The sequence below is a fragment of the Oceanobacter sp. ABM4_470 genome, assembly GCF_056158645.1.
Window position 1 is genome coordinate 1,124,655 of sequence record NZ_JBSWTR010000001.1, and the last position, 12,351, is coordinate 1,137,005.

The following is a 12,351-nucleotide window of genomic DNA, read 5'->3' on the forward strand; positions in this document are numbered from 1 at the left end:
CGGGCGGTCTGGAAGCCTGAACAGCGCCTGCAACCGTGGAGCAAGTTATGGCCGCCTCCGGCAATACGCGCAAACAGCCGCGTTCGTATCCCGACGTTCCAAGCCGCATCTACCTGATGGGCACCTGCCTGGTCGACAGTTTCTATCCCGAAGCGGGGATGGACGCGATTGAGTTTTTCCGCCAGCAAGGCATTGAGGTGATTTTCCCGCAGGCGCAAACCTGCTGTGGCCAGCCTGCCTGGAACAGCGGTTTTGAAGACGAGGCCCGTGCTGTTGCGCTGACCCAGCTGGCAGCGTTTGAGGCCGATATTCCGGTGGTGGTCATGATGGGCTCATGCACCGGCATAATGGTGCACGAATACCCGGTGATGTTCGCCAACACGCCTCATCAGGCGCAGGCCAAAGCACTGGCCGAGCGGACATTTGAGTTCAGCGAGTTCCTGATTAACGTGTTGGATGTGCAGTTCGAGAATATTGGTCATACCAATTCTTCTGGTGCTGATGGCGATTCCGTACAAGATTCCGTACAGAAAGTGGCGCTGCACACCTCCTGTTCGACCCGTCGTGGCATGGGGTTGGCTGCGGAACACATGGCTTTGGCCGCGCGACTGCCAGACGTGCAGGTCGTGGAGCCCGAGCGCGTGACCGAGTGCTGTGGGTTCGGCGGTACCTTTGCGGTTAAGCAGGGCGATATTTCGGCGGCGATGGCCGACGACAAGGCCCGTGCCATGGCGGCGACCGGTGCAACGGTAATCACCAGTGCGGATTGCGGCTGCCTGATGAACATTGGCGGTACTCTCGACAAGCTGGCGGAACAGGGCGAATGCCAAGCGATTCCGGTGGCCCATTTGGCGAGTCTGGTGAAGAACGCCATGGACACCAGCAAAGTGGTTATAGGCCGCCATCGTTCGAGTTCCGAACAGCAAGGTGGGGAGGGTGCCCAATGAGTGAATCCAACATGACTCAGCCGAATTTCATTGAGCTGACGGAAGCGGTTAACCGCGAAGAACATGAATTTGCCGACATGGCCTCCCGCCATTTCAAGGTTCGCGCCCAAATGGCGCTGGAAAATGACACTCTGCGAGCCAGCTTCCGCGGTGCCAGTGATTTTCTGCAAGCCAAGCGCAAAAGCGTTTTCCCGGATCAGACGGAACTGGAAGACTTGCGTGATCGTGGTGAGGCGGCTCGGCAACGCAGCCTCGCTAATCTGCCCGAATTGCTGGAGCTGCTGGAAACCAACCTGACCGCCAACGGTGTGCAGGTGCATTGGGCGGAAACGGCAACCCAGGCCAATCAGATCATTCACGGCATCATGGCGGCCAACAACGCCAAAACCGTGGTCAAAGGCAAGTCGATGGTGAGCGAGGAAATCGAGCTCAACCATTACCTTGAAGCCCGAGGTATTGAATGCCTTGAAAGCGACATGGGCGAGTACCTGGTGCAGCTGGCCAAGGAAGCGCCTTCTCACATTGTGATGCCAGTCATCCACAAGAATAAGCAGCAGATTGCCCAGCTGATGCACACCCGCGCGACCACGCCCGACGGCGAGCCGGTGCCCTACAGTGAAGATGTTGACGACCTGATTGGTAACGCCCGGGCGATTTTGCGACAGAAGTTCGAGCAGGCCGATGTCGGCGTGTCCGGAGTTAACATGGCCATTGCCGAAACCGGTACCTTGTTGCTGGTCGAGAACGAAGGTAATGGCCGGATGAGCACCACGGTGCCGCCGATTCACATTGCCGTCACCGGTATTGAAAAAGTCGTGCGTTCGCTGACGGATGTGCCCGAACTACTGACCTTGTTACCGCGCTCTGCGACTGGCCAGCTGATCACCACCTACGTCAACATGATTTCTGGCCCGCGTAAGGCCGATGAATTGGACGGCCCGGAGCAAGTGCATCTGGTGTTACTGGATAACGGCCGTTCGAAGATGTTTAACCATCCGGACCTCAAACCCACCCTGCAATGCATTCGTTGCGGTGCCTGCATGAACCATTGCCCGGTGTATGCCCGCATTGGTGGTCATGCATATGGCTCGACCTATCCGGGCCCCATTGGTCAGGTAGTAACACCGCAGCTGGACAGCGCCGGTGGCCTCGGAGCCAATGGCGACATGATCAATGCCTGCTCACTCAATGGCGCTTGCGGTGAGGCCTGCCCGGTACGAATTCCGCTGCCGACCCTGATTCGCAAACTGCGTGCAGAGTCCGTGGCCCCTGTTGCGACCCAGCACGACGGCACCCTGCATGCCAACGGCGCTGGCCGCAACCGTCGTATGAAAGAAGCACTGATCTGGCAGGGCTGGAGCCAGATGCATCGCCATCCTGCGGTATATCGACTGGGTACCCGTGCCATGACCCTTGGCCGGGCGTTGATGCCGGGCAAATTGGCACCCTGGACCAACACCCGTTCGATGCCGAAGCCCGCAGCCAAAACCTTGCATCAGTTGGCCAGGGAAGCAGGTATTGCCAGTTCAGCAAGCAGCACCTTGACCGGAAAATCGACCAGCTCAGAGGAGGCGAAGCCATGAGCGCTCGTAACAATATTCTCGCCCGCCTGCGTGCTGGCCAAACCAATCAGGCCACTGCTTCCAGTCGTGATGAGCTACCACCGCTGGCGACCTTGCCAAAAGCACAGTGGCGCAGTCGTTTTATGGAATTGATGACGGCTAACCATGCGGACATCGTAGAGACTACTGCGCAATCCTGGCAGCAGACGCTGGCGGATGAACTTAACAAGCGCCAGGTGAGTTCTTTGTTGCTGGCAAATCGGGCCGAGACAGGTGCTTTGAAAGACACTCTGGCCGCTCAGGCTTCGTCTGTTGCTGTACAGGTGTTTGATAGCTCGGTAGAACATTGGCAAGGCAACCCCGACAGCATGCGCTCACAACTGTTTTCCAATACCGATGCCGGTTTGAGCTATGCCTCAGCGGTATTGGCAGAGACCGGATCTCTGGTGCTGGAAACCGGCCCGCAGGAGCCTCGCACCTTATCGCTGGTGCCTCCGCTCAGCATCATTGTTGCCCGTGAAAGCAACATGGTTTCTGGCCTGACTGACTATATGGCCGGGCGTGCCGGCAAGGCGATGCCAACCAACCTGCTGTTTGTGTCCGGCCCCAGCAAAACGGCGGATATTCAACAAACGCTGGCTTACGGTGCTCATGGTCCAAAATCCTTGCTGATTCTCTGGATCAATGACATGGATTCCAGCGAGGAGGTGTCGTCATGAACCAGCCAGACTACAAGGGGTTTTTGCAGGCGCTGGCGAAGATTGTCGACGCCGAGCGCATCGTCACCGACCCGCTACGTAAACTCGCCTTTGGCACTGACGCCAGCTTTTACCGACTGATTCCGACCGCCGTGGTGATGGTCGACAACGAAGCCGAAGTGGTTCAGCTACTGTTGCTGGCGCAACAGCACCGGGTGCATGTGACGTTTCGCGCTGCGGGCACCAGCCTGTCCGGCCAGGCAGTAACGGATGGCATTCTGGTGCGCTTGTCTAGCCAGTGGAACGGCATGGAAGTGCTGGAAGGAGGCAGTAAGCTCAAGGTTCAGCCGGGTGTGATTGGTGCGCATGCCAACCGCAAACTGGCACCGTTTGCCCGCAAGATCGGACCTGATCCGGCTTCCATCAATGCCTGTAAGATCGGCGGAATTGTCGCCAATAACGCTTCTGGCATGTGCTGCGGTACCGCCCAAAACACCTACCAAACCATTGATTCCATGCGGCTGGTATTGGCCGACGGCACGATGCTGGATACAGCCGATGCGGATTCCCGCTCGGCGTTTTTGCGGGCCCAGCCTGCATTGGTTGCGGCGCTTGAAGGTTTGCGTGACGAGGTGGCAAGCAACGATGAGCTGCGTAACCGCATCATCAAGAAATTTTCCATCAAGAACACCACCGGTTACAGCCTCAATGCGCTGGTCGATTATCAGGACCCGATTGATATTCTGATGCACCTGATGGTCGGTTCTGAAGGCACGCTGGGGTTTGTTTCCGAAGTTATCTATCGCACGGTAGAAGAGCACGCTCACAAGGCATCGGCGCTGCTGATCTTTGCTGACATCGAACAAACCAGCAAAGCGGTTACCGCGTTGTCGCACACCCCGGTCGCTGCGGTTGAGCTGATCGATCGTCCGGGGTTGCGCTCGGTGGAAAACAATCCGGGCATGCCAGAATACATGACGGGCCTGAGCGATGAGGCGGCCTGTTTGCTGGTGGAAGTACGCGGCGGTACCGACCACGAACTGAACCACAAGCTGGCGGATGTGCTGGCGGCGCTGGAACCGTTTGAATGTCTGCACGGCAAGGAATTCACCACCGACCCCGCGACCTGCGCGTTGTACTGGAACATCCGCAAAGGCATGTTTCCGGCGGTCGGCGCAGTGCGCGAAAAAGGCACGACCGTCATTATTGAAGATGTGGCGTTTCCGGTCGAATCCCTGGCTCCGGCAGTGCTGGAACTGCAAGCCTTGTTCAAAAAATACCGCTATGACGAAGCTATTATTTTCGGCCATGCCCTGGCCGGTAACTTGCACTTTGTTTTCACCCAGAACTTTACCGACCCGGCTGAAATTCAGCGTTACGCCGACTTTATGGACGATGTCTGTGTGCTGGTGGTGGGGCGTTACGACGGTTCACTGAAGGCCGAGCACGGCACCGGACGCAATATGGCGCCGTTTGTGGAGCTGGAATGGGGCAAGCAAGCCTATGAGCTGATGTGGAAGATCAAGCGGGCCTTCGACCCGAAAACCCTGTTGAACCCCGGGGTGATCCTGACCACCAATTTGCAGACCCATATCCAGAACCTGAAACCCATTCCCGAAGCCCATGACCTGGTCGACAAGTGCATTGAATGCGGCTTCTGTGAGCCGGTCTGCCCGTCGAAGAATCTCACCCTGACGCCGCGCCAGCGCATTGTGGTGATGCGTGAACTCAGCCGCCAACAGCGTGCCGGTACCACCGAATCCAACCCCGAATACCAGCAGATGCTGAAGGATTACCAGTATCAGGGGGTGGATACCTGTGCGGCGGATGGGCTTTGTAGCACCGCCTGCCCGGTGAAAATCAATACCGGCGACCTGTCACGGCATTTGCGCCACGAGCGCAACGGCAAGTATGAAGGTCGGGCAGACTGGGTCGCCAGCCACTTTGAAACCGTTGCCAATACCACCCACAGCGCCCTGAAACTGGTGGATGTCACCCGCTCGGTGGTGGGCGATACCGTACTGGCAGGTGCAAGCAAGCTGGCCAATATGGCGACCTTTGACAAGTTGCCTCTTTGGCACAACGCCATGCCACAGGCCAGCGAGACGGCACGGCCACTGGTTGGCTGTGACGCCAATGCCGATCTGGTGTACTTCCCGAGCTGCGCCAGCCGCAATATGGGGCCAGCCAAACAGGATGCTGACCAGCGCAGTTTGCAGCAGGTAACACTGGACCTGGCCACCAAGGCGGGGCTCAACGTCAGCCAGCTGGTCGACCAGCAAGCCCATTGCTGCGGTATGCCACTGGAAAGCAAAGGCATGTTTGAACAGGCCGATGCCATGGCCGAACAACTGAATCAGGCCTTGCTGGCGGCGACCGACAACGGCCGTTTGCCGGTGCTGATTGATACCAGCCCTTGTACCTTCCGCATGGCGGAACGACTCGACAAACGCATTGAGCTGCTGGACCCGATCCGGTTTGCCAACCGCTATCTGGTGCCACGTCTCGATATTGCGCCAACTGAAGAGCAGATTGCGGTGCACATCACCTGTTCGACGGTAAAGCAGGGGCTGGGTAACGAATTGGTGGCACTGGCAAACCAGTGTTCCAGCAACGTGGTGGTGCCGGAAGACATTACCTGCTGTGGTTTTGCGGGCGACAAAGGCTTTGTGCTGCCGCAATTGAACGACTCAGCGTTAGCCCCGCTGAAAGCGCAAGTGCAGGGCAGTACCGAAGGCATTTCGACCAGCAGAACCTGTGAGATTGGCCTTAGCAAAAACAGCGAAGTGCCGTACCACTCGGTGTTCTATTTGTTGGATCGGGTCAGTGTGCCAAAGCAACCGGTTCGTTCACGTATTACCGAGGCTGGCCCAGAACAAAAGGAGATCACGGAATCCTGACGTACTTGAGCTGGCTGGGCTTTTGGGTTAACAATTGACCAAAGGGACAGTATCTGTTGGGCATTGGTATTGGGGTTTCGGTGTGTTTCTGTATTGGCTGGCTTGGATGTTGGCGGAAATAGTCATACAGAATCCCCAGCTATCGTGATGCCCGGCCAGTTGGCCTCGGATATCTGGCCTAAGCTATAAAAACGGTCTCTGACGTGTTCGGAGATCCCTGCTCGTGCGTGGTTTCCAAATCCATTAAAACAGTCAGGTAGGTCAGATGGTCAAGGAAGTTGCCAGCAGTACCGAACAGCTCAAAGCCGCCGCCTTTGATGCCTTGATGGCCAACGACGACCTTGGTCTGGCCATCCTGGATCACGATTTTCGTTATATCAGCATCAACGATACCCTGGCGCGCTTCAACGGCGTGTCGGCTCAGCAGCATCTGGGTCAGCGGGTCAGTGATATATTGCCGGATCTTGCGCCTATTATTGAGCCAATGCTGCAACAAGTGCTGGATACCGGCATCGGCCACATCGACTTCGAGATTTCCGGAGAAACCCCCAGCCTTGCTGGTGAAGAATCGGTCTGGCAAGGCTCCTACATTCCTATTTTTCGCAACAGTGACCCCCATCAGCCGGTAGACGGCATTCTGGTGGTGGCTGAAAACCTCACGTTATTGAGTCAACTGTCGCAGGCCCGCATCGACGCCAATGCGCTGGTACGGCGGGTGATCGACAGCCTGTTTTCCTTTGTTGGAGTACTGACGCTGGATGGCACTTTGATTGATGCCAACCGCCCTCCGCTGGATGCGGCGGGCATTAAGGCTGAAGACGTCATGGGGTTGAAGTTCTGGGATTGCCCCTGGTGGAACCATGATCCCGATATCCAGCAGCGGCTCAAGCAAAGTATCGAACAAGCGCTTAAAGGCGAAACTGCACGCTACGAAGTTGAAATTCAAATTGCCAACAACGACCGCATGCTCATCGACTTCATGATGGCTCCCCTGATGGACGACTCCGGTCGGATTACCCATCTGATTCCCTCAGCCATTGATATTTCTGACCGTGCCCGCTCAGAGCGGCAGCTGAAAGCCAGCGAAGAGCGATTCCGGCGAGTGGTCGACAGTACCGCTGATGGCCTGTTGCTGGTGGATGCGGATGGCAACATCCAGCTGGCCAACAACCGCGCTACCGAGATGTTTGGCTACCCGCTGGAAGAGCTCATGGCGTTGCGGGTAGAACAATTGATACCACCACGCACGGCCAGTCATCACGCCGAGTTACGTCAGCAATATTTGGCCAATCCTGAAAAGCGCACCATGGCAGCCCGGCGGGAGTTGTTTGCAATGCGTAAGGACGGCAGTCAGTTCCCGGTGGAAATTGGCCTGACGCCGATGGAATTCGACAAAAAACAAATCACCCTGGCGACCATCATGGACGTCACCATTCAGAAATCGATTCAGCAGGAACTGCAACTGGCGCTGGATGAAAAAACCTCACTGTTGAACGAAGTGCATCACCGGGTGAAAAACAACCTTCAGGTGGTGTCGAGTTTGTTGAGCCTGCAAACCCGCAAGGTGCCGGAAGAAGTGCGGGGGCATTTTACCGAGAGTCAGGACCGCATTCGGGCCATGGCTCTGATCCATCAGTTGCTGTACGAACAGAGCCACTATGACCGCATTGATGTTGTGGCCTATGCCGGACGCTTGCTGGAGTTGGTAAAACGTAGCTATTTGTCCAGTGTGCGAGGCATTGATCTGAGCGTAGAGTCCAATCAGGAACAGATACATATCCCTCTGGATGTTGCCCAGCCGTTTGGTCTGTTTATGAACGAGGTGATCACCAACTCGGTCAAGCACGCTTTTCCCAAGCGACGCGGAGGTTACATCCGCGTGATGCTGGTAGAGCGCGAGACAGAAGTTGCCGTTGTGGTGGAAGACAACGGTGTTGGCTTACCTGAGGGAGTCCGGCCCGGTGCTGGCGGCTCGCTGGGCTTCCAGTTGATTGTCGGTCTGGTAGAGCAGATGGATGGCAAGTTGATTACAGAATCGGATACCGGGGTGCGATTTACCCTGACGTTGGCAAAAGCGGCAGAAGAGCAAGGATCGTAAGCATGAGTTCGGAACGTATCTTGATTGTTGAAGACGAGCAAATTACCGCCCTGGATCTGCGCGCAACCCTGGAGGATATTGGCCATCAGGTCGTCGGTATGACTGCCAAGGCAGAGGTCGCTATTGAAAAAGCCGTTGAGCTGAAGCCCTCGCTGGTGCTGATGGACATTCATTTGGCCGGCGACATGCTGGGTACCGAAGCGGCCGACATTATCCATAAGCAGCTCGATATCCCTGTGGTGTTCCTTACGGCGTATACCGATGAAGCCACGATGGACGAAGCCATTGCCTCGCTGCCGTATGGCTATTTGGTGAAACCCTTTGAGCGCCGTGAAATCGACGCTGCCATTCGGGTCGCCATGACTCGCCATCATGCCGATGAAGAAATCCGCTTGTATTCCAACAAACTGCGAATGGCACTGGAATCGGCACGCATGAAGGTGTGGGAGTGGCAGCCGGAAGACGAAACGTCGCTGCCAGTCCCTGAGCTGGATGACAACGTTGAGCTATTCGAATTGAGTCTGTCGGAACTGCTTGCCAAACTGCACCCGGAAGACCGTGAGATGCTTGAACAGGAACTGTCCAATAAACACCGTACTTCCTGCCTGGTAAGAGTGGTCAAGGACGGCGCGGAATACCACTGGCACAGGGTGTTTGCGACGGTGGTTTCTGGCCGCAACAAACGACGCTCGGTGAGCGGCTTGTTGCAGGATGTGCACGAGGAGCAACAGGCCAAACAGAACTTGTTGCAGGCTGACGTGGTGTTCGAGTCCAGCTCCGAAGGCTTGTTGGTACTGGATACGGACCTTCACATCATCCGGGTGAACCCGGCGTCTGAAAACATCACCGGCTACTCGCAGTCGGAGTTGCTGGGGCAGAACCCCGAATTGCTGTTGTCAGCCCGGCGCGAAGACGATAAACCGATACAGATGGCTGTTGCCGCCAGCTCCTGGAGCGGCGAAGTTATGTGCGCGCGCAAAAATGGCGAGATTTTTCCGGCCTGGCAGCACATATCCCAGGTGCGTGACGACAACTACAACCTGACGGGTTACATCATCAACCTGTCGGATATTTCAAGGCTGCGTCGGGCAGAGCAGAGCCTTACCCGGATGGCCTACATCGACTCCCTTACGGGGCTTGGCAATCGCATCAAGTTTGAACGGACGCTGGAAAAGGTGCTGCAGCAGCAGCGACCGGGGGAGTTTATTGGTCTGGCGTTTCTGGATCTGGACGGCTTCAAGCTGGTCAACGACACCCTGGGCCATGCCGAAGGCGATCACTTGCTGCGGGTATTGGGCCAGCGATTGGTCGATGCACTACGGGAAGATGACACGATTGCCCGGTTGGGAGGTGACGAATTCGTGGTGTTGGTACCACATATCTCCAGCCCGGCGGGCATGGAAGTGGTTGCTCGCAAAATTCTCGATGTCGCCTCTGAGCCTGTTGAACTTAGCCGCGAAAAAGTGCAGTTGTCGGCCAGTATCGGTCTGGTGGTGTCGGACGATACCGAACGTGGCTATGAAGAGCTGGTTCGGGCGGCAGATACCGCTATGTTCGAGGCCAAACGTCAGGGTAAAAACCGCTTTTGTCTGTACGACTTCGCACTCGATCAGGAATATCAACAGCGTATCCGTATCGAGGCCGACCTGCGTGAAGCCTTGATCCGTGACCAGTTCGTCGTCGGCTATCAGCCCATCTTTTCCAGCAGTCAGGACCGGGTAGTGGGTGCTGAGGCCTTGCTGCGCTGGGATCATCCAACCCTGGGGCTGTTGTCTCCGGACCGGTTTATCCATGTGGCTGAAAACTCCGATGTCATCATTCAGGTTGGGCGTTGGGTGCTGATGGAAGCCTGTCGTACCGCCAGTGAGTGGCACCGTGTTGGCATTCGCGATGCGCGTATGTCGGTGAATGTGTCAGTACGCCAGATGGCCGATGAAAGTTTCCCCGACATCGTTGCCGAAGCACTCGCTGTCTATGGCTTGATGCCGGAGTCGTTGGAATTGGAAATGACCGAAACCGCGCTGCAAAACCATACTAACCTTATGCCGCAGCTACGGCGGATTCGAGACATGGGCGTGGGCCTGGCGATTGACGATTTCGGCACCGGCTACTCATCACTTGGGCGCTTGAAAGAATTGCCGTTTAACCGCGTCAAGATCGACAAGAGTTTTGTGTCCGATTTGCCAGAGGACATAGACGATGTGGAAATCTGCAAAGCCATCATGGCCTTGTGCCGAGTGCTGAATCTGGACGTGACGGCGGAAGGTGTTGAAACCGAATCGCAGAAAACCATGTTGGTGAGTATGGGGTGCGATTGTCTGCAAGGTTTTTACTACAGCGCCGATGTGCCTTCAGAGCAGCTACTTGACTATAAAAACAGTGGCTAAGCCGGACGCTACCCAATCCGAAATTCAAAACTTGTTCCAAAATGTTCGATATGCCGCCTGAACATCAGCAGGTTGGCGAAGTTTTCGACAGAAACGAGAGCCGGTTCACAGCAGGTGTGACGGCTCTGCCAATAATACACGGGTGATTTTTCTGACTGAAAACTGAACAGTAAACGGGGCAAGGAGGCTGTGATGACCGGATATTTGATGGTGGGTGTACCGCTCATGTTGTTTGCCCTGTCTGCGCAAGCCCAGATGCACCGTTGGACCGACTCCAATGGCGTGGTTCATTTTTCAGATCGGGTGCCTGCCAACGCTGGCAAGCAAGGCTATGTGGATACCCGGCAGCTGGAGCGCGATCGCACCAGTCAACGCCAAAGCGGAGTCGTATTGGCGGGCATGGATGCCAACAGCTGGCAACGTCTGAACACCTACCTGAACTCCCGCCACTTCTACGATGTCGAGCAAATACTCTCCAGTGCCCGTAGTCGGGTTGCCAGTGACATAAGTCAGGAGCCCGTGTTGGCCGATTTTTATTCGGTGTTCGACAGTGGTGATCCTGCCATGCAGAGCCTGTTCAATGATTGGGTGAGGCTAAGATCAGGCAGCGAATATGCCTATTTGGCACGGGCGACCTATTTAATTGGACTGGCGCAGCAGGCCCTACAGCGGTCGGCTAACGACGAAGCTCATAATCTGATGATGGCCGCCATGACGGATGTTGACTCTGCTCTGCGTCATAGCCCCGACAGTAGCATTGGCTACAGCTTGTTATTACGTGCCAGCCATGCAACCACCACGGCAACGCAATACGACCAATACCGGCAGCAAGCCATGCAGCGTCTACCGCAGTCGCTGCTGGTGGCCAGTACAGCGGTTGACCTGGCTTACCAACAAGGTCTGGCTTCATCAGGCTCCGCTGCTGGCGGAGAAGCGAAAGCGCGATTGCTGGTACGACAGGCGCTGTTTCATGTGTCCAAAAATCCACTGCTGGTAAGCCTTGAAAGCCGACTGTTGTTTTGGCAGGCCACTACAGCCCATCAACGGGGTCAGCAGGTGCGGGCGATGAGCCAGATCAAACAGGCATTGAACATTGCCAGCTCGGCCGAGTACCTGCGCTTGCTGGGCACTTTGCAACTGCAACAGCAGCATTATCAGGAGGCACTGTTGGCGTTTGATCAGGCGTTGGCACTGCGCAGTGCCGATGCGGCCAGTCTTTTGGGGCGGGCAGAGGTGTATGCCGGACTGAACCAATATCGAAATGCCGCCGCAGAATTGGCAGCTGCCCGGCGTCTGGCGCCCGATGACGCCAGGGTGACACAGTGGTCGGCCCAGCTGATCAGCTCGCTGGCAAGCCTGGCCCGGCAGGCTGCGGCTGGACAGAACTGGCAAGCCGCGCTGGATTATCTGGACAAGGCACTGCTGATTAACCCGAACTCCGGGCCAGCCCGATTTGAACGAGCGTCAGTCTGGTATCAAATGGGGAAATATTCCGAAGCCGAAGCGGATGCGCTGGTGGCTGTCGATGCCCGCAAGGCCCCCATTGCCTGGTACCAGCTGTTGAGCGACCTGTACGGTAAAAAACAATACTGGCAACGGCAGCAGGACATCTGGAGCCAGTTCCTGCAACGCAATGGCGACAACCCCGACGCTTTACTGGCCCGCGCTGAAGCCCGTCGTCACAACAACGATGTGATAGGTGCCCGAGCCGATGTCAGCCGTGCTGCCAACATCAGTGCGACGGCGGCGGGGCAGTAAC

Annotated in this window: 7 protein-coding genes; all 7 read left to right on the top strand. The window is 56.4% G+C overall.

All coding sequences use genetic code 11. The annotated features are described in order from the left end of the window. Positions 1 to 47: 47 nt before the first annotated feature. The 7 genes from ACXADJ_RS04910 (at position 48) to ACXADJ_RS04940 (ending at position 12,350) form a co-directional block, all read left to right on the top strand. On the top strand, positions 48 to 947 hold the full coding sequence (locus ACXADJ_RS04910; RefSeq protein ID WP_475063701.1) for a (Fe-S)-binding protein: 900 nt from the start codon (positions 48 to 50) through the stop codon (positions 945 to 947). Then, positions 944 to 2,530 (top strand): LutB/LldF family L-lactate oxidation iron-sulfur protein, encoded by a 1,587-nt coding sequence (locus ACXADJ_RS04915; RefSeq protein ID WP_475063703.1) that lies wholly within the window; start codon positions 944 to 946, stop codon positions 2,528 to 2,530. Before ACXADJ_RS04910 ends, ACXADJ_RS04915 begins: the two co-directional genes overlap by 4 nt. Beyond that, positions 2,527 to 3,228, top strand: coding sequence for a LutC/YkgG family protein (locus ACXADJ_RS04920; protein WP_475063707.1), 702 nt, complete (start codon positions 2,527 to 2,529; stop codon positions 3,226 to 3,228). The genes ACXADJ_RS04915 and ACXADJ_RS04920 overlap by 4 nt, the downstream gene beginning before the upstream one ends. Beyond that, positions 3,225 to 6,107, top strand: a complete 2,883-nt coding sequence (locus ACXADJ_RS04925; protein WP_475063711.1) for an FAD-binding and (Fe-S)-binding domain-containing protein — start codon at positions 3,225 to 3,227, stop codon at positions 6,105 to 6,107. Before ACXADJ_RS04920 ends, ACXADJ_RS04925 begins: the two co-directional genes overlap by 4 nt. A 265-nt stretch (positions 6,108 to 6,372) precedes the next feature. Next, positions 6,373 to 8,205 (top strand): PAS domain S-box protein, encoded by a 1,833-nt coding sequence (locus ACXADJ_RS04930; protein ID WP_475063715.1) that lies wholly within the window; start codon positions 6,373 to 6,375, stop codon positions 8,203 to 8,205. Positions 8,206 to 8,207: 2 nt separating this feature from the next. Then, positions 8,208 to 10,592: a two-component system response regulator gene (locus ACXADJ_RS04935; RefSeq protein WP_475063719.1), complete on the top strand. Its 2,385-nt coding sequence runs from the start codon at positions 8,208 to 8,210 to the stop codon at positions 10,590 to 10,592. A 192-nt stretch (positions 10,593 to 10,784) separates the two neighbouring features. Beyond that, complete coding sequence (locus tag ACXADJ_RS04940) at positions 10,785 to 12,350, top strand: DUF4124 domain-containing protein (protein ID WP_475063722.1); 1,566 nt, start codon at positions 10,785 to 10,787, stop codon at positions 12,348 to 12,350. The last annotated feature ends 1 nt before the right edge of the window (position 12,351 follow it).

What these genes read in the sequence shown, in the direction of transcription:
- ACXADJ_RS04910 (WP_475063701.1), top strand. Translation starts at nt 48, where the DNA reads ATGGCCGCCTCCGGCAATACGCGCAAACAGCCGCGTTCGTATCCCGAC.
- ACXADJ_RS04915 (WP_475063703.1), top strand. Translation starts at nt 944, where the DNA reads ATGAGTGAATCCAACATGACTCAGCCGAATTTCATTGAGCTGACGGAA.
- ACXADJ_RS04920 (WP_475063707.1), top strand. Translation starts at nt 2,527, where the DNA reads ATGAGCGCTCGTAACAATATTCTCGCCCGCCTGCGTGCTGGCCAAACC.
- ACXADJ_RS04925 (WP_475063711.1), top strand. Translation starts at nt 3,225, where the DNA reads ATGAACCAGCCAGACTACAAGGGGTTTTTGCAGGCGCTGGCGAAGATT.
- ACXADJ_RS04930 (WP_475063715.1), top strand. Translation starts at nt 6,373, where the DNA reads ATGGTCAAGGAAGTTGCCAGCAGTACCGAACAGCTCAAAGCCGCCGCC.
- ACXADJ_RS04935 (WP_475063719.1), top strand. Translation starts at nt 8,208, where the DNA reads ATGAGTTCGGAACGTATCTTGATTGTTGAAGACGAGCAAATTACCGCC.
- ACXADJ_RS04940 (WP_475063722.1), top strand. Translation starts at nt 10,785, where the DNA reads ATGACCGGATATTTGATGGTGGGTGTACCGCTCATGTTGTTTGCCCTG.